At 59.8% G+C, this 26,194-nt stretch carries 16 protein-coding genes and 1 pseudogene; 4 read left to right on the top strand and 13 right to left on the bottom strand.

The annotated features are described in order from the left end of the window. The first annotated feature begins 531 nt into the window (after positions 1-531). The 3 genes from DTX69_RS22810 to DTX69_RS22800 all read left to right on the top strand — a co-directional run bounded on the left by DTX69_RS22810 (position 532) and on the right by DTX69_RS22800 (position 4,075). Positions 532-2,199: an ATP-dependent nuclease gene (locus DTX69_RS22810; protein ID WP_162917477.1), complete on the top strand. Its 1,668-nt coding sequence runs from the start codon at positions 532-534 to the stop codon at positions 2,197-2,199. A 152-nt stretch (positions 2,200-2,351) separates the two neighbouring features. Further along, a complete protein-coding gene (locus tag DTX69_RS22805) occupies positions 2,352-3,281 on the top strand; it encodes a hypothetical protein (protein WP_162917476.1) in 930 nt (309 codons plus the stop codon). A gap of 248 nt (positions 3,282-3,529) precedes the next feature. Further along, entirely contained in the window at positions 3,530-4,075 is a 546-nt protein-coding gene (locus DTX69_RS22800) for a hypothetical protein (RefSeq protein WP_119303892.1), read from the top strand. A gap of 410 nt (positions 4,076-4,485) precedes the next feature. On the opposite strand, the gene DTX69_RS22795 is transcribed toward DTX69_RS22800, so the two are convergent. The 5 genes from DTX69_RS22795 to DTX69_RS22775 form a co-directional block, all read right to left on the bottom strand. After that, positions 4,486-5,409, bottom strand: coding sequence for a hypothetical protein (locus DTX69_RS22795; protein WP_162917475.1), 924 nt, complete (start codon positions 5,407-5,409; stop codon positions 4,486-4,488). Positions 5,410-5,446: 37 nt separating this feature from the next. After that, a complete protein-coding gene (locus DTX69_RS22790) occupies positions 5,447-6,385 on the bottom strand; it encodes a restriction endonuclease (RefSeq protein WP_119303890.1) in 939 nt (312 codons plus the stop codon). Positions 6,386-6,901: 516 nt separating this feature from the next. Continuing rightward, complete coding sequence (locus tag DTX69_RS22785; protein ID WP_162917474.1) at positions 6,902-7,429, bottom strand: hypothetical protein; 528 nt, start codon at positions 7,427-7,429, stop codon at positions 6,902-6,904. A gap of 183 nt (positions 7,430-7,612) precedes the next feature. Further along, positions 7,613-8,788, bottom strand: coding sequence for an HNH endonuclease (locus DTX69_RS30825; RefSeq protein ID WP_284736001.1), 1,176 nt, complete (start codon positions 8,786-8,788; stop codon positions 7,613-7,615). A 460-nt stretch (positions 8,789-9,248) separates the two neighbouring features. Further along, entirely contained in the window at positions 9,249-9,839 is a 591-nt protein-coding gene (locus DTX69_RS22775; protein WP_119303953.1) for a recombinase family protein, read from the bottom strand. Between the two features lie 267 nt (positions 9,840-10,106). Here DTX69_RS22775 and DTX69_RS22770 point away from each other — a divergent pair, with 267 nt between their 5' ends. After that, positions 10,107-10,904 (top strand): hypothetical protein, encoded by a 798-nt coding sequence (locus tag DTX69_RS22770; protein WP_162917473.1) that lies wholly within the window; start codon positions 10,107-10,109, stop codon positions 10,902-10,904. 472 nt (positions 10,905-11,376) lie between these two features. On the opposite strand, the gene DTX69_RS22760 is transcribed toward DTX69_RS22770, so the two are convergent. The 8 genes and pseudogenes from DTX69_RS22760 to DTX69_RS22725 form a co-directional block, all read right to left on the bottom strand. Continuing rightward, complete coding sequence (locus tag DTX69_RS22760; protein ID WP_119303886.1) at positions 11,377-11,625, bottom strand: zinc-finger domain-containing protein; 249 nt, start codon at positions 11,623-11,625, stop codon at positions 11,377-11,379. After that, positions 11,615-11,755 (bottom strand): hypothetical protein, encoded by a 141-nt coding sequence (locus DTX69_RS30350; protein ID WP_162917472.1) that lies wholly within the window; start codon positions 11,753-11,755, stop codon positions 11,615-11,617. The genes DTX69_RS22760 and DTX69_RS30350 overlap by 11 nt, the downstream gene beginning before the upstream one ends. Before the next feature lie 34 nt (positions 11,756-11,789). Further along, positions 11,790-11,997, bottom strand: a pseudogene (locus tag DTX69_RS22755) (rod shape-determining protein); the annotation flags it as partial. 198 nt (positions 11,998-12,195) lie between these two features. Next, positions 12,196-12,786: a sigma-70 family RNA polymerase sigma factor gene (locus DTX69_RS22745; protein WP_119303885.1), complete on the bottom strand. Its 591-nt coding sequence runs from the start codon at positions 12,784-12,786 to the stop codon at positions 12,196-12,198. Positions 12,787-12,833: 47 nt separating this feature from the next. Beyond that, positions 12,834-14,468, bottom strand: coding sequence for a chaperonin GroEL (groL, locus tag DTX69_RS22740; protein ID WP_119303884.1), 1,635 nt, complete (start codon positions 14,466-14,468; stop codon positions 12,834-12,836). Between the two features lie 409 nt (positions 14,469-14,877). Further along, complete coding sequence (locus DTX69_RS22735; RefSeq protein WP_162917471.1) at positions 14,878-15,177, bottom strand: hypothetical protein; 300 nt, start codon at positions 15,175-15,177, stop codon at positions 14,878-14,880. A gap of 1,132 nt (positions 15,178-16,309) precedes the next feature. Next, positions 16,310-17,050, bottom strand: coding sequence for a Crp/Fnr family transcriptional regulator (locus tag DTX69_RS22730; protein WP_284736000.1), 741 nt, complete (start codon positions 17,048-17,050; stop codon positions 16,310-16,312). Positions 17,051-17,137: 87 nt separating this feature from the next. Beyond that, positions 17,138-25,585 (bottom strand): GH36-type glycosyl hydrolase domain-containing protein, encoded by an 8,448-nt coding sequence (locus DTX69_RS22725; protein ID WP_407643994.1) that lies wholly within the window; start codon positions 25,583-25,585, stop codon positions 17,138-17,140. Positions 25,586-26,194: the final 609 nt, after the last annotated feature.

Here is a 26,194-nt window from a genome sequence, read left to right as displayed (position 1 = left end):
GCTGAATGGCGAGAGGAAAGGCGAGCGGCATCGCTCTTACAAACCGAGACGCTGCCAAGGTTGTGGGCATGGTCGCCCGAGGCGATCGTGAACACGACATCGCATGTTACTTCGGTGTGAACCAAGCACGCATAGCAGAAGTGAAGGACGGCTCTCACGGCTCTCTTCCCACTGTCCCCCTGGAAGAACTCCCGCCTAAAGGACCAGCCGGAATCAAGGGTCGCAGGCTGCGAGCGTCCGTTGGAAAGGCAGTCGAGACTCTAAAACTCGGCGGCGATGCAGCAGCGCCTGCGGCCCTTACGATACTCCAGGAGGCGATGAGCCGATACGACGCGAACGAGTCGTAGGTATTTGTCGCGGCACCAGCTGTTCCATCATCAACAACAGAGCTCTATCGCTGGCGCACCAGCAGTCACCAACACCGTGTTGGGGGAAGGGCTCGTCGAATTATCCGAGGGGGAGCTCGATATGCGCATAACATCGTTCAATGTTGCGAACCAGCGGAGTGTTCGGCTCGCACGGTGCGAGCAAGTGCCCAAGCTTATGGTCATCGCTGGACCCAATGGCTCCGGCAAATCAACCCTATTGCATGCAATTCGCTCCCAGAACGGCTACAGCCATATAATGTATGTCGGCCCGCACAGGGCTATGCGCCGTCAGCAAGTTCAGCAGCGTCACCTACTGGCCCCATCTATTTCCTTTGAGACGCTGCTCTCGGCCCAGAGCATCCCGGGCTTTGAAGGCATTCGCATCTTTGATGCCGCTCGAGATCCATGGAGCTACGACGATTCCGCAAACTACCTGAAGCATGCACTCTGCCAAGTAGAGGTGGACCGGCAGCAAGCAATCACCGCAAAGGTAGATAGGGAGGGAGGAATCGAGTCGGGAACGCTGGTGGACTGTTGGAAGCCATTGCGAGAGCTGACACAAAACCTCTTACCACATATGTCGTTCTTGCGAATTGATGCTACCAACCGCGACAAGGTAAAGGTGTTGTGGAGCGTTCACGGACTGGAGTCTCCGGTAGACCTCGATGACTTGAGCTCTGGGGAGAAGTCTATCGTTCAGATGTTTTACCCCTTGATCGAACGAGAAGTTAAGGCGCTCGTGAAGGAGGTCGAATCGGGCCCTCAAGCTGTTGAGCGTCCAGAGCTCTGTGTTCTGATTGATGAGCCCGAACTACATCTGCATCCTAATTTGCAGCTGAAGGTCCTCGACTATCTCCGCGTGCTGACTAGCAAGGGCCACACTCAAGTCATCCTCGCTACCCACTCTCCCACCATGGTGGAGTATGCAAGTTTCGAGGAGCTCTTTCTGCTACGGCCCATCGAACTGGTCGAGCCGCAACAGAATCAGCTGGTTCAAGTAGCCACTGATGAAGAGAGGCTGCAGTTTCTTCGAGATGTGTTTGGAACCACGTCGAACCTTACCGCTCTTCAGCCCGTGGTGATTGTAGAAGGCGTAGCGGAGGACCATGCCTCAAAGGTGCTCCCCGATAGAAAGCTTTATCGTGCACTCCACCGCGGCTTCGACCATGTGACCTTGATCCCGGGAGGCGGAAAAGGGGAATGCAAGGCACTACTCCGCGTCCTGGGCAATGCTCTAAAAGACTTTTCTAGCCAACTCCGAGCCGTCGCGCTGCTCGACCGAGACACGGACGTTAAACCGGATGATCAGCAGATAGAACTGCTACCTGTCTCGATGATTGAGAATTTCCTGCTGGACCCAAATGCCATCTGGGAGGCGATCCAAAGCGTCCTTGAGAAGACAGCATTTAGAACGGTCGATGATGTCAGCAATGCCCTGGATCAAGGAATCGCTGACCTAGAGGAAGCGGAAGTCGGACGACGCACGGCGCTCAACGTGGGCAGCTCTCACTTCCATCCGCCTTCTGAGGCAGCCAAGATCGAAACCGAGGCCAAAGCATACGTTATGGAAGTGACCAATAGATATGCCGCGGCGGCTATCACTGCGGCGCAGGCGGCCGCAAAGCAAAAAGTTCTAGACCTCAGGAATGCCAACAGGCGTCGAGAAGAGTTCCATGGGAAGGCAGTTCTACAGGAATTCTACAAGAAGCATTTGCACCAATCCGGGATCCCAAAGGTCGTCTTCACATTCGAAGCAGCTCGACATGCTAGGCGACGCAGAGCCGTGGTGTCCTTCTTCGATACCTTTTTCGCAAAACTGGAGGCGAGATAGCCAGCATCGCTCCATCTCCCTTATAACGAAGAGGCGCCAGGGGCCGCGAAGATGACGAACGATGCCAAGCTGTTCTCCGAAATCACGACGATCGCATTGGACACCCTGGTCGCATTCGGCACGTGCCACACACAGTAGTCAGCGAGGGCATCATGGAAATTCTTCGATATCTAGTCTTGGGGATGTCTCTCGCGATCATGTCGGCGGCTGTCAATGCTGACACCGTTGACATACAGAGGTTGACCAAGGACCAGCTCAACAAGCTCAAACCCGAGCAGATCGAAGAACTCCCTGCCCTAGCCGTATTTCAGAAGCTGGCCGAGGGTGAGAAGGACGGTGAGAAGACTCTGAAGCTGATTCGTTGGATGCACGTTCAGAGCCTGAGGGACCTCTATTACGTCGATACAAACCCCTTAGACATCAGTGATGAAGAACTCCGGAGGGGAACGAGAGAGTTCCAGGAGCGCATTGGTGCCAAGGCTACAGGCGAGCTTACGATGTCGCAGTTCAAGGCTCTTGGTCAGGCAGCAGCGGCGATCCATATGACCACGCTGTCCTTCCCAGGTGTCGGGGACGAAGTCAGCATATTCATGAATGCTCCGCTGGCGACCGCGGAGGGCAGGATGGAAATCGAGGGCGACAAGATTGCCTTCCCTCTAAACCACCACAAGGTCGAGTGCTGGCAGACCATGGGCTGGTGCTTCGACTACGAGGTCTCAGTCTGGACGCCGGGTGGCACGGCAAATCCTGATGGCAGTGGATACTTCGTCGCGCCATCGACCTCCATGTATCAGGTCCGCTCATGGACTAATCAGGAGATCATTGCTGAAGCTCAAGGCGATTGTCGTTCAACCACTTTGAGCCTGAACGCGCACAGTAAGGAGGTTCTATTTATAACACGGAACGGGACCGGAGAGTGCCTCTTGGAAGGCATGAAACTCTCAACGCCTCGGGTCGCTCGCCTCGCACCGAGCTATAAGTTCAACTCGGACTACATCCTGTCGCTTCAGAAGGCGGGCATGAAGCTCTATAGCCCTCGGGCGGCCAAAGCTCTTCAGGAGATGGGTTTCCCAATCGAATAGTCATGTCCCGGGCATCAGGTCTAGTTGGCTCCCGCGCGTTTGAAAGGCACACCTAAGCGATCTCGAGCCCGCATGTAGTGCCTCCGGTTACATCCGATGATATTGTCCAACCACGAGTCGCATGGGGAGTAGAGATGGCTGAGGGCCTCCGACAGCGGGTCCGATCCGCTTTCCGCCGTTCCCGATCACCGACGGGATTAGTCGGCTGGCTGATACTGATTCTGGGCGTAGCATGGGCTGTGCTTGGGATGATTTCCCAAGTTCAGTGGGTCATAGATCAGTGGCGCACGGTTAGAGACCTTCTGCTGACACCGCTGGGCACCGCCGTCGTGATCGTGGTCGGGGCGATCATCGTGGGGTATGCGATTCTCGTCCATCCCGTAGCACCAGAGAAGCGAACGCAGCGGGTGCCCCTACGAGCTATAATGGCTGATGCAGTCGCTGAAGGATGGGACTTCACTTCTGACCATTCCCTTCAACTCCTCGATATTGCCGACGCTATTCGTCAGGCCGGCGCAGATGGAGAACTCCGCATCTGGGGCAGAAATAGGAAAGGCGATTTCGACCCACTCACCTTGGCAGAACCCCTACTCCTGTTACCACCAGAGCACTGGCGGGACCATCAGATTGACCCCATGCCTCTGATCGGCCCCTACGAAGATATCGATGTGTGTTCATATCGTCCGGGCGGCGATCGCGACCGACCCTATGCTGATCTTCATGTGGATCGCGACGAGGCCCGGCACTGGCTACGCACGTCCGCTGCAAAGTTCAAAGGCCGTCGTACTCGCTGAACCCACCCTCGGAAGTCGGCTCCGCCGCCCACCATTCCACGTAGAGGTCTCACCAATGTTGGGCAGCTCTGTACGATGCGGGCGAACGCCAAGAACAGCGAAGGGCCTTTAGCGGCATTTTTGAAAGGTGCCCTGGGGGTCCGTCGCTTCGGATTCGGGAAGAAGGGGCAAGGGGGGACCCTACGGGACCTCAGACCGCTTCGGTCTTGATGCGCTGAATCACCGACAACACCGACTTCCCTGGCCTGGCTGTAGGACGAGACACGGAGACTGTCTCCTCGGTCCCTCGCTTGCCATCAAAAAGGGAGCCCGGGGGAACCCCAGGTCTCGCTCAAACTCAGCGAACGCCTACGCCCGAAGGATAAGGCCTGCTCCTCAGCGCGATGGCAAGCTAGACAGTATTGGACGAGCTATGCCTCGGGACGTGCTGCTCGAGCCTTGGCGATTGAACCCAAGGCATCACCGGATACCTTTGATGCCCTTGCGGGCCCGCCTATGCCTGGCTTACTCGCCTTAGCCTTCAAACCCAACATCTTGACGATTGACTCGACAGCGCGAAGAAGCCTGATTGCTTCGATTTCGGTTACAGAATGGTCCGGCCTTAACGCCTGCCCTCGAATGGCGAAGACCTCGTTCAGCTTCTTGTCGAACTTTAGCTTATCGGCGCCAGTGCGGGCCGCCGCATCCCTAAGAGTGGTCCGAAATCGGATCCGTTTACCAGTTGGATCAACATCACCAAGCATACGCACCACTTGCTCGAGCACGCTATAGCCAGCGACAACCTGCGACATGGGGTTGGCCGCCTTCCAAGCCTCCTTGAGAGCCGTGGATAGGACTGTCGCTGCCTCAGCATCAATGTGCTCACTTAATTCCGACGTCTGAGCATTGGACTGAGGCGTCACCCCTTCCATGAAAAGCCGATATTGTGGGGGAAGAGCATCAGCAAGTGGGATGCTCAATTCCGCTTCGAGGAAACGCTTCGTGAAGCTATACGCGACCTCGACGTGAAACTTGGTTGTGAGCGAGTCGGGGACAAGCCCCTTGTGTTGGATTGTATTTCGAAGATCGTGCAACTCCTCAAGGCGTGGCTGCTCCGGAATGGATACGCCCTCTTTCTTCAGAGAATTGAAAGCCTCATGGATCGTGAGCGTCGTCCCATCACCCTTATAGATAGACTTGCCCAATACGACGCACTTCTCCTTGAGCATCAGCTCAACCGCGTTGTCGATATGTAGCAACGCGAACTTTCGACTTCGCTCGGTTCCCTCAAGGAAATGCGCCAAGCCCTGCTCCAGGCTTTCGATCGCATGTTTAAGCATAGGGGATTGCACCATGAGACCCTCGACCATTACATGCAACGCACCGACCTAGTCACTCGTCTTCATCAAAGTAGTCGAGGTCTAGCTTCTTTAGCTCCAGAACCCGCTCTGTCCTAACCCCGACGCCATGTTTGATCATCAAACGAGTGAGCTGCTCGCCATCAATGAGCACCAACCGCTGTTGTCTGACCTCGAGAGCAAAGCTCTTCGCCGCATCCGAGAAGCGACTCGTCGTTACAAACACCCCTTTTGAAGACCCATGCCGAAGCAGCGCCCCAGAGAAGCCTCTGATCTCGCCCTCGCCAACAGTGTTGTTGGGGGCATACCGTTTTGCCTGGAGATAGATCATACCCAAGCCAAGGGCGTCCTCGTTAATCACGCCGTCGATACCACCATCGCCCGATTTGCCCAACTGCCGACCCGCCTCTGCCCTTGATCCGCCATAGCCCATAGCTAGGAGGAGGTCGATGATGAGACGCTCGAAGAAGGCAGGGGAGGATCCCATGATCTGCTGTAGTAGCTGGGTCCGAAGCTCGCCGACTATTTCAGCGAATGCGTCGTCTATCCTCTCTTCCGGAGTTTCTGGCGGGAGTTCCCCGACAGCGCCTGACGCGGGACTGGGCGCAAGTATCTCTCCCTCCTCGCTGCCCTTGCGGGACTTGAATTCGCGAAAGGGTTCATATTGCTCGAGGAAATGGTTGTCTATTCTTTCCAGTCCGAGGGAGAGCGCCTTCTTACCTGCCTCCGATGCGCGGAAGTGTGCCCGCTTGGTCATCTCCAAGAGGCCAGCCTGGACCAAATATGTCTTGGCCCATTGAAGGCGGTTGTAAAACAAGGTTTGCCGACCGCTAGGTAGTAGCTGCGCTCGATCTTCGTCTGTTAACGAGAACTCATCGGCGAGCTTTGCCATGCAATCGCGGCTGTTCACCTCGCCCGTGGCTGCACACTTCAGCAACGGCAGCATGAGCGTTTGATAGTCCGGCACGGCCATAATGTCCCCCCTCGCCTAAGCAGCCTAGACTCGATAGTGCGGCAGTGCAGATCCCCACCTGACCGCGCTACGACACACAATAGGTGCCATTACTATACGGGCGATTCGGCCCTGGAAGGGAGCCTCGCACACTGAATGACGAACACCAACAAGGCCAAAGAGGCTTTAGCGAAATTTTTGAAAATGGGGTGGGGCGATCTCCAGTGGGATTAGCTCCGGAGGGACCCGGACCACTATTTTGCTGTGGAGTCACAGCACCTCCACCAGCAGGATTGCACTGCCACCTGGGACGGCTCCACGGCTCGCACCCCGTTAGAAGCTCTAACACAAACAACAGCGAAGGGGCCTTTACCGGCATTTTTTGAAAGGCCCTTTTGGGTCCCATCCGCGCAATCAGGCCCAAAGGGGACCCGGGGATATCCCTTCGAGAGACTACAAGTCGCGAATTGTCTATTGCGCATCCCCCGCAGGTCAGGAGCTGGATCACTGGCGCGTCGTGGGCCGTTCTGCTTGCTCTCAGGCGGGCCCGCCTTCAGGAGCGTGACGATGCCTATTCATAACCTCGTCAAGCGCATCGACGTAGTGCCGGAAACGCTTCACCTCCTCATAGAAGGAGGAGAGGAACCCAAGAAAGAACGCGGCCGCGTATGAGAGCACAATGTGCTCCGGCTGACCTTGCAGTGGGTTCCGCGCGTCGGCAGACAGCCGGAAATACAGATCGATCACAGCCTGCGTCTTCGCGGTGCGCTTGGGCGAATCGAGGGCGTGCGCGAGTTCGTTACGCAGGCTATTCAGCTTCACTGCGATTTCCCACATCTCATTCTCATGTTCATCGAGCGACATTGAGCGAGCAACGGATATCTTTTGGGCAAAGCGCAGATTCGCTGCCTCAATGAATTTAGGATGAAAGACGAACGAGGAGATAATCGAGTCTAACATCTCCTCGATGAGCAAGTGCGCTTTCAGCACGACGAGCGTTGTCTCATCGACATGGCGGAGATGCTTTTCAAACCGCCGCCTTAGTTCATCAAGAGTTTCTGGCACGCCCCCCTCCCAATACGCGTCCGACCCGCAAAGCACCTTAGCACGGGCCGGCGTCGTCGGGGCGAGGAGGTTTGAAGTGGAGTTCGCGCGTGTCCGTTACCATTTCAGCAAAGCGGCCTCGGGGCCCCAAAGTAAGCCTCAGGCTGCTTCGGCTTTGATGCGCTGAACCACCGACACTCGCCCTCATGGCTTCTGATCGCGAAGCAACTTGCGCAATTCGACGAGAGATAGCCACGGTCGCTTAATGTGGACCATGCGATGGCAATTGGAGCACAGCAACGCCAAGTCACTAATCTTTGTCTTGCTGCCATCTGTAAGGGAGGTAACGGGCTTTGTATGATGACACTCGATGAAGCCCCGGCCCCTTTCCCCAAACTCTACAGAGAAGTCGAAGCCACACACCTCGCAACAGAGCTTACCCCGCTCGCGGAGAACGGAAGACTTTTTGGCCTCAACGAGCTTGCGGCTGCGCTCTCGCCGCTGGTGAACTATGGTAAGCAGCCTTCCTTCCTCTGCCTCCGCCACCTCGAGAGTCTCACCGGGCGACAAGTCGGCATCATCCACCTCGAGCGCCTTGTAGATTGCCGCCGCTGCCGCTCGGCACTTCTCCGGATCGCCTGCGTAGTCGCGCCAGACTTCTCTGTCACCCTGTCCAATCCGTGTTAGGCCCACCCTTCCTTCGACCGTGTAGCCAGGGTCTAGCGACCGAAAGTTCATCAGTTTCATGTATACGCCATTTGCATTGCGATAGGTCGCGTCGCCGCGTTGCCCTAACGCTATGGCCAATTTGTTGAGAGTATTGCTGAGGTCAAGGACGCGATCACTGCCCTTGGCTGGCATCTGGGCTCGGTGCTGGAGGTAGAAGTCCAGCGCGAGAATCAGTTCGTCTCGATGCCACGCTGGATTGGATTGTCTGCCCTTATGGCGATCAGCGATCATCGCCCTCCATACCTCTCTGAGATGTGCAGCAGACTCCGGCGTCAACACTCGTAGGCTCCTAAGCGTCTGAGGATCAAGTCGGCCATCTTTCAATTTTAGGCGTGTAGCTGTCTTGCTTTCGAACCGTAGGTGCTCAGCGAGGTGATGTATGTCAATGAGCGAGCCTACCGTCTCCCGGGGAACATCGCCTAACACGTGCCATTTGCCTTCCCAGAGTTTAGAAGGGGGCACGCCCAAAAGCTTTGCTGCTTGCCGCTGATTCAGCCCTGCAGCAGTGATGACGAAGTGTCCTACCAGACGAAGCTTGCCGTGTTCGTTTGCGAGGATCCATAGGCGGTCAGAGACTTGAGCTGTCTTCAGATGGTCTCCAGCGGAGTGTGCTCTGCCCAGGCTGGACTGCTTTGCTGCATCCTTCGCCATCCTCAGTGTCCAAGATTGGACCAGGTCTCGACCGGACATCCCTGTGGCTCCTCAAGCAGTGCCGCATTGATTGGAAAACGAACTAACGATGGCCAATGAGGCAACCCACTTCACGGCCAGCACGAGCCCTTCGCCTCAATAGCTTTGAAGCGGCTCACGTGAGTCCCCTGCGGGCCCCCTCAGGAATTTCAGGAGAGGCGGCCGTCGCCGATCGATGCTTTGTCATGTCGCTGTTGGCCCCCGCGACTTGGTCGGAGTCATCGCACTTACTACGTCAGGGAGACAAGCAAGCCAAGCGATGGGTAGCTAAGGCGGGCGGCCTTGGGGCGGCAATCGACCTTCACTGAAAGGCCGAACACCAACAATAGCGGGCGACCTTTACCGACATTTTTGAAGTCGTGTTTCTTGGGTCCCTCGCTCAGGGTTACGAGGATGGGGACCCGGGGGACCCTAGCGAACCTCACGCAGCTTCGGCCTTGATACGCTGAACGACAGAGACCCCGACTCCAGCCTCCCGTGCGGCCTTCAGAATGCCTTTGCCGCTGCTCAGGAGCCGCCGCACGACGTCCTCGGTCTCCGGGGAAACGCGTTTGCGCCCGAGCCGTTTGCCCTTCGCCCTCGCCCTGCTGAGGCCGGCCTTAACCCGCTCCCGGATCAGCTCCCGCTCGAACTCGGCAAACGCACCCGCTACGTGGAACACGCACTTGCCCATTGGCGTGGAGGTGTCGAGGGCTTGCTGGTGAAGGTAGAGATCGACCCCTAGAGCCTGCACCTCCCCTAGGAAGGACACTAGGTGCTGCATCGAACGGCCAAGGCGATCTAAGGACCACGCGGCTATCAGCTGGAACTTACGCCGGGCTGCATCCCTCAACAGGCGGTCGAACCCTGGGCGATCACCACGGCCCTTAGCACCGCTGATACCAGCGTCCTCATAAACTCCGACGACCTCCCATCCTGAGACCTGTGCGACGCGCTGCAGCTCTAGTCGTTGGTTCTCCGTGGTCTGAGCGTCGGTCGACACTCGGATATAGATCGCAACCTTCTTGCCCATTGCCGCCCCCATGCTGTCGTAAGTGACCATAGCTAGCGTCCATACGGTTGACAACTGTATTCCGTATGGGGCGGCGCCTTGCTCTCGGACCCCGAAATGCTTGGGTTTTCAGCGCCTCCTAGCGAGAGGTTTTCCGTATGGCTGCCCTGCGGCCACAAACAGTAGCTGAGCTTGCATGCAGGTTTTCCAACCGAGTATCAGGACAATCGGTCTAACGGACCGCACCTTGGGAAGAGTGCCCCGGCTCCATAAAGAAAGCAGCGTCAAATGGCAGAACTAACAAGGCGGGAAAGGAAAAAGCGGCGTGAAGCCTTTCTCCAAGAACACCCATTCTGTTGTTTCTGTGGTGGCACAGCGAAGACAACCACCGAAGACCACATCCCAGCGCGGGCGATCTGGGACGGACGAGTCTGGCCCGAAGGCTACGCTTTCCCCGCCTGCGGGCACTGCAATGATGCCACACGCACCGACGAACTGATCATTAGCCTGCTTTCAAGAATGTATCCGGACCCTGCAACTCCCCAAGCCCGTGAGGAGATGCGAAAGGCTATGCGTGGCGTCAGTAACAACGTGCCGGGCCTCCTCGAGGCTATGGCCCAATCAGCTCAACAACTCCGCGAAGCAGCACACCACGGAGTTGCATTGCACGATGGAAACACACTGGAGGGGCTTCCGATGATATCGCTGCAGGACCAGCGCATTCACGATGCTGTTACGGCCTATGGAACGAAGCTTGGTTGCGCCCTTCACTACCTACATACCGGCAGGATCATACCAGCCACGGGAGAGATCATTTCCCGTTGGTTCTCAAACCTCGATGCAATTGAAGGGAAAATACCCGAGAGCGCATTCCACCTTGCCCGAGAGATCCCCGAGTTGCACCGAGGAAACCGCCAGCTGCATGACCAATTTAGCTACGGGTTCGCGATTACTGATGACGCTCGACTTGGCTTCTATCTCACTACGTTTCGCCAGTCGTTTGCCATCGCGATAGGCGTGTCAACAGAGAGCGGCGGCCTCTTCGAAGAAATCGATGAGGTTCAGCATCCCCTCCACGGGCAATAGTGCCCACATATGATCCAACCGACCTCCACTCTCGTTGACGATCTGATAGAGGTGCCATAGTGTGCCACTGTCACACGGCACGCGCTTAATATCATTGACTTAATTGGCAAATCTGGACGGGGTTTTGGTGTCCTAGTCCCCCAGCCACTTGATTTCATTCAGCTATTCTCATTCCTTCGCCAGACCCACATTGACCAGTTGGGCGTCTTTGTTCCCGCTTCGAGCTTCCTGATCGCACTCTCCGCCAGCGCGGGATCCCGTGGAAGTAGTGCGCATTCCAAGATCGCCTGGACATCCGCGAGAGAGTGCCCGGTGATGGTGGCGATCTCTGGAACGGTGCAGCTGACCATTGCGAGGCGCGTAACGGCCGTTTCGCAACAGGGGGGAACGGGATCGCGCAGGCATCTCCCCCTCGACCAGATGGCGTTCCGTGAGTTTCGGAGCGACATTCTCGGGCATCAGGCCTTTCTCGTTACTCGCCTAGTTCATCAATGAACAAGCAGTCAGGTGGGTCGGCCTCGCCTGAACCCAAGCGCGGGTCGAAGCGGAACAAGGTCGCGCAGTAGGGGCACCGGATCGTGCCGTCGTCGCCCATGTCGAGGTAGATGTGCGGGTGATCCTGGGGCGGCGATACGCCAATGCACTTGAATACCTTGATCCCGATCCGGATCTCCGGCACGGCATTGTCGTTCCTGAACTTGGCATAGGCGTCATCCGCCATGATGCTCCGCCCACTCGCTCTCGATGATGCCGATCTCGGTGAGCTGATGTTCAGCGGGGTGGTCCGTCAGCATGCAGCTCTCGATAGCCTCACGGAGCACCATGAGCTTTTGTTCAAGCTTGGCACTCATGAACTGCTCCCAAGCAGAATCGATCATGCGTTCTGTTGGCGATGATGCCATCGCGCAAGGGGCGGATGGCGGTGATGCTGGCGGGCGTGTGGCCCAGCATCATCTTCGCTTCGTCGCCCACCGCCAGCACCCGCTTGCGTCCCTTGTGTTGGGCGATGGCGACGACCGGCGGCTCGTTCAACAACGATGCCACGGCCCTTGACGTATATCAGCGTATCCGTCGTGCCCAGGTCGATGGCCATATCGGCCGACAGCATGCCCAGGAGTCTGCCCAGCACTACCGGCCCCGCGGTGGAGCGCGATGGGTACGGCAATCGGCATGGAACGCCAGCACGGCGTCGCTCGACAGCGCGTCGTTCCTGCGCCTACCGAAGGTATTGCAGTGGTTCAGCGGCAATATCGGCTTTCACCGCATCCATCACCTGAACCCGCGTGCCGAACTACCGGCTGCAGCAATGCCATGAGGCCGTGCCCGCGCTGGCATCGGTACCGACGTTGGGCGTGATCGTCGGCATGTCCGCCAGCAGCCCATCCTCCAGAATCTGCAGCAGCTCGCGGCGAGCGCGCGATACTCGGCTCTTGATCGTGCCTTTCGGGCAATCGCACACTTTGGCGGCTTCGTCGTACGACAGGCCGGTGGCGCCCACCAGGATCAGGGCTTCGCGCTGGCCGTCGGCGAGTTGCCGGAAAGCGCGCCGGAAATCGCCGAATTCAAGGCTTGCCACCTGGCTCGGCAGCACGGTCGGCTCGTATGCCAAAGGATCGTCGAGGGACTGGATGTGCGCACGGTTCTTCCGCACTTCGTTGTAATGCAAGTTGCGCAGGATGGCGAACATCCAGGCTTTCAGGTTGGTCCCCACGTGAAACTGGTGCGCCGCAGTCAGGGCTCGAACAATCGTATCCTGGACGAGATCGTCGGCACGGTCGCGGTTCTTGGCGAGAAACCAGGCAAAGGCACGCAGGTGAGGAACGCATTCGAGAAGATCTTCTTCTCCAACGTTTCTGGTCGCATGGATCGCTGTTGTCACCATTGAGTTCCTCTGGGACCGCCACTCTTGGAGATGATAACTCTGGGCACCTAGAATGCGCCGTCGCCCATGCCACCGCCAGCGGGCAGTGAGCCCTCCTGGCTGTTCCGCTTCTCGCCCACCATCGCCTCGGTAGTGATGAGGAGCGCCGCCACCGACGCGGCGCCCTGTAAGGCGAGACGTACGACCTTGGTCGGATCGATGATACCGGCTTTCACCATGTCGGTGTAGGAGCCGGTCTGGGCGTCGAATCCGCGGTTCACATCGCCTTGCTCCAGGAGCTTGCCAACGATCATCGAGGAATCGGCGCCGGCATTGTCGGCTATCAAACGGGTCGGGTAAGCGAGAGCGCGGCGGACGATGTCGATACCGGCCTTCTGGTCGTTATTGTTCGGCTTGAGACGGGTAAGCGCCTTGATGCCGTAGAGCAGCGCGACGCCACCGCCGGGAACGACGCCTTCTTCGACTGCGGCTCGCGTGGCGTGCACTGCATCGTCGACGCGGTCCTTGCGCTCCTTCACTTCGACCTCGGTAGCCCCTCCGACGCGGATAATGGCGACACCGCCGGCCAGTTTGGCCAGGCGCTCCTGCAGCTTCTCGCGGTCGTAGTCGGACGTCGTCTCCTCGATCTGCGCCTTGATTTGGGCAACGCGACCTTCGATCGCCTTTTTGGCGCCGGCGCCGTCGATGATCGTGGTGTTTTCGTGGTCGATGTGAACTTTCTTCGACTTGCCCAACATGTCGAGCGTGATGCTCTCGAACTTCATGCCGAGATCCTCGCTGATCAGCTGACCGCCGGTCAGGATGGCGATGTCTTCCAGGATTGCCTTGCGGCGATCGCCGAAGCCCGGGGCCTTGACCGCCGCGACCTTCAGGCCGCCGCGCAGCTTGTTCACGACCAGCGTCGCGAGCGCCTCGCCCTCGATATCCTCGGCAACGATCAGCAGGGGCTTGCCGCTCTGCACAACCGCTTCCAGCAGGGGAAGAATGGCCTTCAGGGCAGGCAGCTTCTTCTCGTGCAGGAGGATGTAGGGCTCCTCGAGCTCGACGAGCATCTTGTCGGGGTTGGTCACAAAATAGGGCGAGAGATAGCCGCGATCGAACTGCATGCCCTCGACGACTTCAAGGCCGGTATCGAGGCTCTTGGCTTCCTCGACCGTGATCACGCCCTCGTTCCCCACCTTCTGCATGGCCTCGGCAATCAATTTGCCGATCTCCCGATCATCATTGGCCGAGATGGTGCCGACCTGCGCGATTTCGGCGTTGGTCGACACCTTTTTCGATCGCAACTGGATATCCTTGACCACCGCGTCGACGGCCATGTCGATGCCGCGCTTCAGGTCCATCGGGTTCATGCCTGCTGCGACCGCCTTGGCGCCTTCGTGCACGATCGCCTGCGCCAGGACAGTAGCCGTGGTCGTGCCGTCGCCGGCGAGATCGCTGGTGCGAGAAGCCACCTCTTTGACCATTTGCGCGCCCATGTTCTCAAACTTGTCGGCGAGCTCGATTTCCTTGGCGACCGTCACACCGTCCTTGGTGATCCGCGGCGCCCCGTAGGACTTGTCCAAGACGACATTGCGGCCCTTGGGACCCAGCGTCACTTTGACGGCATTGGCGAGAGTATCGATGCCGCGGAGCATGCGCTCGCGCGCGTCGGCGCCGAATCTGACATCTTTGGCGGTCATGTTGATTTGGTCCTTCCGGGTGCGCTTTCGCGCAGAGTGCAAGCAGCAACAGCCATCACGGCTGAACCTTGTTAGTCCTTCGGCGCTGCCAGGTTTGTGATCCAGTGCGGGACGGCCGATGCGATCTCACATTGGCAACTCGTGCGCCAGGTTGTAGCGCCGGCCACCCTTCGGAGACGGCGGCTTCAAGAGATTGTCGATCGTCGATGCGCCGTTGATCCAAGTCCTCTGACTTGCCGCCACCCTTCGGCTGTTCCCGGGGACTGGATCGGATTACTTGCGGCTGTTGGACATAAGTGAGTGTCATATTCGGATCAATCCTCTTACGCGGTCGATTTCAGTACGATCATGATGGCGATACCGATGAAGATCGCTAACGGAATGACGATCGGCGGCACGATCCAGGTTCTCATGGCTCGACCTTCGCCGGATCAATGTTGATCACTAGTGCTTGCGCCGCATCGGCTGCCAGCGCTTCCGTGAGCTGCTCGGGATCGATCATGGCAATCTCCGTAACGCCGGGACGCGCGGGATCCGCGATGAGCTGCATCATGGTTGCCGTCCGGTGGTAGACGGGGAAAGACACTCCTTCCAGCAGCTCTTCGTCGGTCTCGATGAGATAGCGCCCGGCCGGAAGCTGCTCACCCAGCGCGCCCAGCCTGAAGGGTCGCATAAACGTCACGGTGCTTTTCATCGTCCGCATTGTCATGGCTCGCTCCAATTTGACAGCCGGCTCGGTAATCGAGATGGACTGTGGGGGACAGTCCCCCACAGCCGAGGCTCGGAACTGCTTGGCCGGAGTTGCACCCGGCACATTCTTTTTGGCCGGCGTCACCGGCATACCTCTGGCTGGACCAGTTTTGGCATTGAACGCACTGGCTTGCCGGGTAGCCTGGAGTGGGGTCGAAAATAGAGCTAAAAGCTCGTTCTGTCTTAAACAATAATTTGTGGCGGCATTTACTATATGGTGCTTCGCTTATTAAGTTTCAACGCAATAGTGGATAAATAGACAGAGCGTCTGAAAACCTTGAAATCGAACTCAATATTCAGGAGATCAGCCTTCCTAGGCGCGGCACGCGTAGCCTTCAACGCTGCTTTCTCGGGCTTGCGACATCCTGGTGGTCCGGCGAGGCAGGAGATCGCGGCGCCCGAAAATCTGGCGGCGACGGCACCGATATCAAGTGACGGCGCGAAGCATCGTTATCTTGCTCCGCTTCCTTCAACGTGCGGAGCGACAGTCGCAGATACGGGCTGACACGGGGATCGACTAGCCTTTCGGACCTGTCGTCGGCCATCGAGATTCCTTTTGATGCTCACTCTTTTCTAACGGATCGACAAGCCGTTCGCAGTTCAATACAGCACATGAGCAGCAAGTTCATGCCGCCATCAATGCCCCTATATCGTGGAGGCGCCTAACGCGCTGTTCCTGCAAGCTATGTCAGGTACGCGCGAGACCATTTGCGCGCTTTGGTGCGGGTAGAAAATGGACCGAGATCGACCATGGAAACGCCGCCGAAGGCCTGGCAGCGATCCGGGCCGTAATGCGGAACGATGTAGTAGCCAGCGACCGTAGGTTTCCCGATTCCCCGATTCCCAGCCCGAAGGAACTTGATCTCGGGATCGATATAATACCGGCTAACGGCGCTCGCACTCCAGATTCTCATGATCGTTGCCAGTCGTTCTGCCGAATGACCCGGCGAGCTTCGCCGCAGGCGATTATGGCCGCGGCGACAGCATCACACTATCTGACGGAACCACGCCGCGCCGTTCAGAATGGCACAGCAACCAACAAATCTTCGCGGCAGATGATGCCTCAAATAAGGCCGGTCAGATGCGGCGGCTCAGCCGTGCGATTTCCGCGAAACTTGATCGTGGACAATGACGTTCAGCAGCGATGTGTGGATTTTCAGTCCACCATTATATTCGATGAAACCCAGCTTTCGGAACTTGTTCATGAAGAAATTGATCCGCGAGCGCGTCGTCCCCACTTTCGCTGCCAGAATATCTTGGTTGATAGTCGGGATGATCGACTCCAACTTTCCTTCTTTGCCGAAATTGGCCAGAAGCAAGAGAAGCCGGGCGAGCCGCCGTTCGCTTGAATTGAACAACTGGTCGATCAGATCCGCTTCGATTTGGATGTTGCGCGACAATAGAAATGCCATGAACATTTCCGACATTGCGGGCTGTTCATGGAGCACCCGGATCATCGCGGCCTTTTCGATTCTAATGATCGTCGATCTTGCCGTAGCGGTAGCGGACGCCATCCGAAAGGGCTGGCCGGCGATACATCCTTCACCGAAGAACTCGCCGGGCTCAAGCATGGCAATGACACCCTCTTTGCCCTGTTCGGAAATGACCGTGAGCTGGATCTTGCCGGCTTCGATGTAGTAGACGGCGTCCGCCGCGTCTCCCTGCCGGTAGACGATTTCCTTCGGCTTGAAGGTCGCGCTGGACCGGCCAGCGCCGACCGACGTCAGGAATCGATGGGCGTCGAAATGGGGCGCCTTCGTGACTCCCTGGGCCGGCCCGCCGTTCGCTGGCTTTCGCGGCGCCGTGCGTGCGACCGATTTCTTCTCGCCCATGGCCACTCTCTCCGCAATCATTTCGACCAGACGACTTGGCTTCAGGCGGCGGCTGAGGGTCGGGCCTGATTGGTACAACATTCTACCCTAGCCTGCCCCCCGATCCATCCCCGTTCTCAGGGCCGGCTGGCCGATTGACTCACCTTCACCCTCCTTCCCGGCGCCCGGCACCATCAATGCGCCCAGCGTCACCTGGACATGATGGATCGCGCCATCATCCTGCAGCGGCAGGCGTAATGGTCGCTGGGTCATTGCCACGCCATCAAGCGTCGCGGACAGTATGCCGTGGGTCACTCTGCCGGGATTCTCGACCGTGATCTCGTATCGCGCCGATCGGTATCGAACCATTATTTCGAAACGCGGCCAATCCTTCGGGATGCAAGGGTCCAGGCGTAAGAACTCGCTTTGCAATCGCACCCCAAGAATACTCTCGATGCCGGCCCGCTGCATCCAGCCGGCAGAGCCCGTGTACCACGTCCATCCGCCTCGCCCCATATGCGCAGGCGCGGCATAGACGTCGGCCGCGACCACGTAGGGCTCCACCTTGTAACGGTGAACTTCCGCTCGTGTGCGGGCGTGATTGATCGGATTCAGCAGCGAGAACAGTCCTGCCGCTTTGTCGCCCTCGCCAAGCGCGGCGAACGCCATCACCGACCACAAAGCGGCGTGGGTATATTGGCCACCATTCTCACGGATCCCCGGCGGATAGCCTTTGATATATCCCGGTTCAAGTGATGTCTTGTCGAACGGCGGTGCGAACAACAGCCCCAAGCCGTCCTCGGGGCGGATCAGCTCTCGCTCGACTGCCCCCATGGCGCGGGCTGCGCGCTCCGAATCCGCTGAACCCGATATCGCGGCCCAGGATTGCGCAATCGAATCGATTCGGCAGGCCTCGCCCTCCGCCGAGCCGAGCGGCGTGCCGTCGTCGAACCAGCCGCGCCGATACCAGTCGCCGTCCCACGCCTCGCGCTCGAGCGACGCTTGCAGCGCAGCAGCGTGAGCGCGCCAGGCCGCTGCGCGGCCGGGCTCGCGACGCACATCGGCGAGTGGCGCAAAGGCCGTGAGCGCTGCGTGGAGGAACCAGCCGAGCCAGACGCTCTCGCCTTTGCCATGTTCGCCGACGCGGTTCATGCCATCGTTCCAATCGCCCGTCCCGATCAGGGGCAGACCATGACTGCCGAGCTTGAGGCTATGATCGAGGGCCCGGGCGCAATGCTCGAACAAGGTGGCCGTCTCGTCGGAAATCGTTGGCTGGAAGAAGCTGTCATGCTCGCCCGGTTCGAGCTTCTGGCCTTCGAGGAATGGAACCACCTCGTCAAGAACGGCCGCGTCTCCGGTTACATCCACGTACTGGGCGACGGCAAAAGCAAGCCAGGCGCGATCATCCGAAATTCGCGTGCGCACGCCCTGGCCGGAATGGGGCAACCACCAATGCTGGACATCGCCCTCAACGAATTGCCGAGCCGCCGCCCGCAACAAATGCTCGCGCGTCATCACCGGGCGCGCGCTGACGAGCGCCATGCCATCCTGCAGCTGGTCGCGAAAGCCATAAGCCCCGCTCGCCTGATAGAACGCGGATCGGGCCCAGAGACGGCATGCAAGCGTCTGATAGAGCAGCCATCCGTTCAGCAGAATATCCATGGATCGATCCGGCGTCTTCACTTGGACCGTGCCGAGCAAATCGTCCCAATATCGCTCGACTTCGGACAACACGACAGCGACATCCGCTTTGCGGTAGCGTGCTACGAGATTCCGTGCGTCCTCAGCGTTCGTGGCCTGACCCAGGATGAAAACGAGTTCGACCGTGCTGTTCGGCGGGAGCTCGACCGAGGTGCGCAGCGCCCCGCACGGATCCAGGCCAGCGCCGACCTTGTTCGAGAGCGGTTCTCCCCCGGCAAGTGCCTCCGGGTTAGCGAGCGTTCCGTTGCGACCAATGAATTCCCGCCGATCTCCCGTCCAGTCGGTCTGCTGGCCACCGTAGTCCGCAAACGCAACACGCGATCCGAAACTTGGATTCCATGGATTGCGGGCGAACATCGCGCCGGTGTCGGAATCGATCTCCGTTGTCACGAAGGCGGCGGAGGCGGCCCGCGAGGGCCCGAGAACCCACTCCACATAGGCCGTCACGGAAAGCCGCCGGGTGCGGCCTGACGTATTGCGAAGCTTGAGCCGCGAGATCTTGATCGGGTCGGTGATCGGCACGCACTGGACGAGATCGACTGCAATCCCGTACGCCATGTGCTCGAACCGACTGTATCCCCTGCCGTGGCGCGCGACATAGGTCGCCGCGTCGTCGCGGATCGGCGAGGCCGTCGGACACCACAGGTCGTCCGTGTCGTCATCCCGCACATAAAACACCTCGCCTGAACGATCGGTGACGGGATCGTTCGACCAGGGCGTCAGTTGGTTCTCGCGGCTGCTGACGGACCAGGTGTAGCCGCCGCCCTCTGCCCCTGCCTGAAAGCCGAAGGCGGGGTTGGCGACAACATTGATCCATGGCGCAGGCGTCGACTGGCCGGGGCCAAGAATGGTCACATATTCCTTTCCGCTGTTGGAGAAGCCACCAAGACCATTGAAGAACTCGAGTTCCGGCAGAGATGGCGCCGCTGGCAGCTCTCGATCGGCGAGAATTGGCTTTGAAGCAGGTTGGACCGTCGGCTTAGGCATCCGGTCGAGCTGATCGGACAGGCTGCCACGCTGGCCGACGAGCACCACCCGTGCCACCGAGGTGAGTAGCAGACGTGTCTCCGCTGAGATCAGATCAGCGCGCAGTACGAAGACACGGCCCGGCGGCCCATCCACGCCGATCTGTGGTCGCGATTGGCTCGTGCGGACTAAGGTCTCCAGCGCGACCTGAAGATCCTGGACATAGGACGATGCACGCTCGTTCAGGATGACGAGATCGACCGCAAGCTGCTTCATCCGCCAGTATTCGTGCGCCTGCAGCAACTGGTGCGCGACATCGAGATTCTCGGTGTCGGCGATGCGCAGGATCACGATCGGCAGATCGCCGGAAATCCCCTGCCCCCATAGCCCTGGCTGCGCACCGGCGCCGCGACGGATCGTTTCTGAGGACGAGCGCATCGTCGGAGCAGCGTAAAGTACATGACCTGCAAGACGCTGGAAGAGGCTCGCTTCGCCCAGACTAATGCCGAGATAATGGAACTGCACCTGCGCCTGTGTCCAAGCCAGCGTAGCCGCGCGGTCGTACGCGGTGATATCACGATGCTTGTCTATGAGATCGAGAACTGCCTCTCGGGTTGGGGCAACCATCGTCCAGAAGCCGATACGCACGGTGGCGCCCGGCGCAATGCGCACGCAGTAGCGCAAGGCGAAGACCGGATCGAGCACCGTGCCGGCCGTATTCGAGAGCGGTCGACCATCGATGACCGCGATCGGGGCGCGGATGCCGCGGGCCCGGCCGAGGAACCGGGCTCTGTCGGTCTCGACCTGCGGCTTGCCTGTGGACTCACCGCTAACGACGCCGAGGTGCGCGGCCCAGATTTCGGGCTCGGTCGGCGCTCGCCGTCGCCGGGTCGCCAGGATGGCGCCGACGTTGGCAAGATACTCCGTCTCGACGAACAGCTTGGAGAAGGCCTGATGAGCAATGTCGGCACCCTGGGCGGCCAACACGAGTTCGGCATAGGAGGTAACGTCGATCTCCCGATCGCTGTCGCCGTAGTTTGAGATCGAGACGCGCCGGACCTCCGCATCGTCTTCCGGCGAGACCAGCACCTCCAAGGTCGTCGTCAGTGTCCCATCGCGGCGCACGATCTCTGCCCGGCCTTCAACAAATACGACGTTGTACTCGTCAGGCTGTACGCCGCTCGGCTGAAAGCCCGCTGACCATACGTCGCCGCTGTGGACGTCTCTAAGAAAGATATAGGAGCCCCAATCATCGCAGGTGGGATCCTCGCGCCATCGGGTGACCGCCAGGTCTTGCCAGCGACTATAGCCTGAGCCGGCGGACGTGAGCATGACCGCGTAGCGGCCATTCGAGAGCAGATGTGTGGCAGGCGTGGGGTCGCTTGCCGAGGTGAACCGCCGGCTGCCGGACGGTTCGACCTCCCGAATTCTCGCCGCCGATTTTGCTTCGGCCGCCCAGGGACGGGTCACCGCAACATCACGTGGCGTGCGCTCCTGCAGAAGCAGTTCCGTCGCCTGAATGATGGGTTCGGCATGGAACCGCGCCCGCATGGCACCATCCAGCAAGGCATCAGCGATGGCGACGATCGTCATGCCCTGATGGTGCGCCATGAAAGCTCGCACGATCGCGACGCCGTTGACCTCCGGCATCCGGATCGCCGTGTAGTCCAAGGCCTCGTAGAAGCCGTAGCGGCCGCGGCCGCCGACGTCGGCCAGTCTCTCAAAATTGCGAGCTGCCGCCGGCGGATCGACCATGGTCGCGAGCGCGGTGGCATACGGCGCGACAACGACATTGTCACCGAGGCCGCGCTTGAGCCCCAGGCCGGGAACGCCGAAATTCGAATACTGGTAGGTGAGTTCCAGATCGCGGGTGTTGTAGGCGGATTCGGAGACTCCCCAGGGGACCTCGAGCCTCGCTCCATATTCAATCTGGCGATGCACGATGAGGCGGCTCGTCTGCTCGATCAGGCTCCCGGCCGGCGCGCGCATGACAAGCGATGGCATCAGGTATTCGAACATCGATCCCGACCACGAGATCAGCGCAGCGCCATGCGCGATCGGCGTAACAGCGCGGCCAAGTCGGAACCAATGACGGGCGGGAACGTCTCCCTTGGCGATCGCCACGAAGCTCGCGAGCCGCGCCTCGGAAGCGAGAAGATCGTAACAGCTGGGATCGAGTGCGCCATCTGCCACACGATAGCCGATCGAGAGCAGTTTGCGGTCATGATCAAGAAGAAATCCGAAGTCCATCGCAAGCGCCATCGCGCGGGCGGTACCTTCCAGTGCCGACAGGCGCGCTGCTAGAGAGGCAGTTGCGTCCGCTGATGGAACAAGATCGCGACAATGGCTTTCGATCGCCCCCCGGGCGGCCTGCGCCCAGAACTGCATGTCCGCGTCGGCGTCGCCGCGCTCCAGCGCCAACGCGCGAGCGATATCTGCCATCGTCTCTGCTTTGGCTGATAGTTGCTTAAGCAGGTCGGCAATATTCTCGCCGTGCGCCGGTATCCGCCGCACGCCAGCCATCAGAAGGTTGAGCGCGTCATCGAGCTGGCGCGACGTTACGATCTGCGTGCGCCTGCCGTCGCGCAGCTGGTCTGCCTCGTGGTTGGCAAGCGATACCGCGTCTTCGATTCCGGCGAGCCGCTGGGGGTTAGTGAGCGGCAGATCGCGCCACTCGCGGCATGCGTTGGCGAGCGCGATCAAATGGGCCGCCAGATTGCCGCTGTCGACGGAGGAGATGTATTGAGGGTCCAGTGGCCGCAGGTCCCGCGTGTCATACCAGTTGTAGAAATGGCCTCGAAATCGCGCGAGGCCGCTCATGGTCGACAGCGTCGCTTCCAACCGTTCGACCGCTTCGATCGTGCCCAGCCACCCAAAGTCGCGCGCAGTCACCACGGAAAGGAGGTAGAGGCCGAGGTTGGTCGGCGACGTGCGATGCGCTACCACCGGCACCGGGTCTTCCTGGAAATTGTCCGGCGGCAGCATGTGATCGACCGCCGTCACAAAAGTCTCGAAGAACCGCCAAGTGCGGCGTGCGGTCAGGCGCAGGGCGCGCGAGTCGGCCTCCGATACAGAAAGCCGTCCTGCCACCAAGGGCGATCGACTTGCCCATCGAGCGATGGCTGGCGACGTGATCCAGAGTGCTGCGAATGCACCGGTGAGGGGCCAACTCCCCTCCCCCGCAAGCAAGGCAAAGACCAAGGCCGCAACGCCAATGGCAACAGCGCCCGCCATTCGACGATAAAAACCGAGAAGGTCGAGACGCGGACCAATTGTCGCTTGGGCGGTCGTAACCCATTCAAGCAGATGGCGGCGCGTGACCAGCAGCCGGACCAGGGTTCGTCCGATCGCATCGCCCATCAGCCAGGCCTGATGGGCGAGGAACGTGATCAGGAGAACAGACTGGGTCAGCGCGAGACGGAAATCACTGCCCAACGCCCGTGCGTGGCTGCGCATCGTAATCCCTGCTCGGCTTGGCATGATCGCGCCGAGGGCCGGGATGAGAGTAGGCAGCACGATTGTCCAAACGATAAACACGGTCCAAACGAGCGCGGCTTCCGGCGGCAGTGCGGATCCAGCCAGCAAGGCGAGGATGGCGGCTGGAGCCGACAGCGTCCGCCGCAAGTTGTCCAGCATCTTCCAGCGGCCGATCGCCGGCATCGCAGCTCGCTTGTGATCCTCCTGAGCACGCGGCCCACGACCGAATATCCATGGCAGGAGCTGCCAGTCTCCACGCGCCCACCGATGGTTACGCAGGGCGGCAACGTCGTAGCGGGCAGGGAACTCCTCGACAACCTCGATATCGGTGGCGAGACCGGCGCGGGCGAAAACACCCTCGAACAGATCGTGACTGAGAAGTGTCGAATCTGGCACCCGCCCGGCGAGGGCGGACTCGAATGCATCGACATCGTAGATACCCTTGCCAGTGTAGGACCCTTCACCAAATAAGTCCTGGTAGACGTCAGAGACGGCGCCAGCATAGGGGTCGATCCCTCCCATGCTGGAAAAGACACGCTGGAACAGGGAGCCCTCGCGGCCGATGGGCAGCGATGGCGTGACACGTGGTTGCAAGACGGCATAGCCTTCCACCACCCTCCCAGCCACCACGTCGAAGCGCGGGCGGTTCAGTGGGTGAGCCATCTTGCCGATCAGCCGGCGCACCGTGTCGCGGGGCAATCTGGTGTCGGCATCGAGAGTGACGACATATCGGACGTTGGCGGGAACCCTGGGCGAACGCCCGTTCCACTGCACGAACGTGGTATCGGTCGCTCCCCGCAGCAACCGGTTCAGCTCATGAAGCTTGCCGCGCTTGCGTTCCCAGCCGATCCACCGTCCCTCACTCTCGTTCCAGATCCGGCGGCGGTGAAACAGCAGGAAGCGAGGGCGGCCGCCGGTCGCCGGCCCATGACGGCGGTTAAGCTCTGCTATGCCGTCTGCCGCGGCCTTAAGCAAGTCCTCATCGCCATCGACATGCTCAGATGCGGCATCCCGCCAGTCAGACAGCAGTGCAAAATGCAGATCGCCTTCGGGGCTTGCGAGATGATGTATCTCCAACCGCTCGACCTGCTCCTCGATCGCCGCGCGGGTCGCGAGCATCGTCGGTACCGCCACCATGGTGCGCAGGTGAGAAGGCACGCCCTCGCGAAGCTCCAAAGCCGGCAGCAACGTCGAGCCGAAGTTCTGCGCCACGCTGCGATTCACCAATGCGACCGCCGCGTCGATGGCGGGTATCGCCCCCAAGATGCATAGCAAGCCCAGCCATCCGCCACCGAGCCCGCTGGCAGTAGCGATCGACAGCACCAGGGCGAGAAGCGCTACCGCGACGACACCGATGGCACCCAAATAGCCGCCAATGCCGACAGATCGGTTGAGGCGTCCGAGCCAGGCGCGCAGCGGCGGCCGGTAATCGACTGAGATCTCGAATGCGCGGCGTCCACCAGCGAGGAGGTGATAGCCTGGATCGGCGCGGCGCTCTTTGTCCCCGTCGCCGCCTTCGGAGATCCCCGCTCCTGCGGCCAGGACGATCCTGCGCGCGATCTCGATCTCCGTGCGGTTTGAGCCGCGCGCCAGGTCCTCGATGGCGCTGCGATAGAGATTGCGCGTCGGGAAGTCCATATTTGAGAAGCCGTGTCCGGCGGCGAGCACCTCGTCGACGAGGCTGACGCGTTCGAACAGCTCCGTCCAATCCACGTCGGAAATCAGGCGCATGCTGGTGATAATGTTGCGCACCGTGACGCTCGCGGCGCCCTGCCTATGGTGTTCATCGCGCACCACGGCGTCGGCTGTTGTCCCCTGCGCCGCCAGACGCTCGTCGAGCCATGTCAGCGCTGGAGTTACCCTTGGATCCTGGTCCCGCAGCCTGTACACCAGCTGGACCGCGAATGCATCCGGCAGCGGCGCGCGATGATACTCGGCGAGCACCACTGATACCGGGTCCGCGGCGGACCCACCGACACCGAGGAGGCGATTGGCAAGGTTATCCGCCTCCTGCCGTGCGGCGCGACCAATCACGATTCGCTCTGCCAACCGGCGGAGATTCTCGACAAGGACGATCCGCAGCGTGATCGCAACCGCCCAGAGCTCGCCGATTGTTAGGGGCTGGGTGTGCTGATAGGCCCTCACGAAACGGCACAGGACTTCAGCATCGAACCGGCTGTCGGTGTGGGCAATAAAGGCCCAAGCCACCCCGAACACGCGCGGGTATCCTACAAACGGCCCTTCGGCGAGCTTGGGTAGTTGCCGGTAATAGCCGGGCGGAAGATCGGAGCGGATTTCTCGGATCTGCCTTTCGACGAGATGGTAGTTGTCGACCAGCCACTCCGCCGCCGGGGTGATCGCGCGTCCCTCGTCGATCGCCTTGGCATTGACATGGTAAGCGTTCAAAAGCACCGCCGCGTTGTCGGCGAGGCGGCGTGCCAGCGGATAGCCCCTCGTCGGCGTTGGTGTCACAGGCTGCGCGAGCGCAAGGCTTCGAGCGTGCTCCTCGAGACGCTCCAGGCTGAAGAGTTCTTCGCGAACCGGTTTCAGACTGTCCCAAGGCGACGACGGAGGGCCGCGCTCGAAGACGCGGCGGAAGAAGGTTATCAAAACGGCCTTTCTGTCGCGCGTTGAACGCGCGCTGAGCCTGCGGCTCATTGCGGCTTGCGAACAGTAATTTCGGTCGACCTGCAAGCTTACCGGATCATCGTATCACTTCCGGCCGCGCGCGTCCTGGAAGTAGCGGGATTCGGCGCATATTTCCGGTAATCACCAAAGCTCGCTTCACTCCGCGTTCACGGGTGGTCCCTAGGCCGTCAAGAAGCACGCAAACAGCGATCCCTCGCTTGGTTGGAGGATTGAATGGAATATGACCGCTCGCGGCCAGAGGGCGACACGCGGCACAGGCAAGCCTGTGGTCAGGCCCTCTTCGCTCCGTTCCGGGTTTGAGATGGAGGCGCGGCCACCCGCTGCCGGAACGCGCTTCGAACATCATCGTCAATCGATGAATATGCGCTACGC

The sequence above is a fragment of the Dongia deserti genome (assembly GCF_003574735.1).
In the GTDB taxonomy this organism is placed as follows: domain Bacteria; phylum Pseudomonadota; class Alphaproteobacteria; order Dongiales; family Dongiaceae; genus Dongia_A; species Dongia_A deserti.
This window is presented reverse-complemented; position numbering and strand designations above follow the sequence as displayed.

Coding starts and splice junctions, on each gene's coding strand:
- DTX69_RS22805 (WP_162917476.1), top strand. CDS start 2,352: ATGGAAATTCTTCGATATCTAGTCTTGGGGATGTCTCTCGCGATCATG.
- DTX69_RS22800 (WP_119303892.1), top strand. CDS start 3,530: ATGATTTCCCAAGTTCAGTGGGTCATAGATCAGTGGCGCACGGTTAGA.
- DTX69_RS22795 (WP_162917475.1), bottom strand. CDS start 5,409: ATGGTGCAATCCCCTATGCTTAAACATGCGATCGAAAGCCTGGAGCAG.
- DTX69_RS22790 (WP_119303890.1), bottom strand. CDS start 6,385: ATGGCCGTGCCGGACTATCAAACGCTCATGCTGCCGTTGCTGAAGTGT.
- DTX69_RS30825 (WP_284736001.1), bottom strand. CDS start 8,788: ATGGCGAAGGATGCAGCAAAGCAGTCCAGCCTGGGCAGAGCACACTCC.
- DTX69_RS22775 (WP_119303953.1), bottom strand. CDS start 9,839: ATGGGCAAGAAGGTTGCGATCTATATCCGAGTGTCGACCGACGCTCAG.
- DTX69_RS22770 (WP_162917473.1), top strand. CDS start 10,107: ATGGCAGAACTAACAAGGCGGGAAAGGAAAAAGCGGCGTGAAGCCTTT.
- DTX69_RS22760 (WP_119303886.1), bottom strand. CDS start 11,625: ATGGCGGATGACGCCTATGCCAAGTTCAGGAACGACAATGCCGTGCCG.
- DTX69_RS30350 (WP_162917472.1), bottom strand. CDS start 11,755: ATGAGTGCCAAGCTTGAACAAAAGCTCATGGTGCTCCGTGAGGCTATC.
- DTX69_RS22745 (WP_119303885.1), bottom strand. CDS start 12,786: ATGGTGACAACAGCGATCCATGCGACCAGAAACGTTGGAGAAGAAGAT.
- groL (WP_119303884.1), bottom strand. CDS start 14,468: ATGACCGCCAAAGATGTCAGATTCGGCGCCGACGCGCGCGAGCGCATG.
- DTX69_RS22735 (WP_162917471.1), bottom strand. CDS start 15,177: ATGACAATGCGGACGATGAAAAGCACCGTGACGTTTATGCGACCCTTC.
- DTX69_RS22730 (WP_284736000.1), bottom strand. CDS start 17,050: ATGGGCGAGAAGAAATCGGTCGCACGCACGGCGCCGCGAAAGCCAGCG.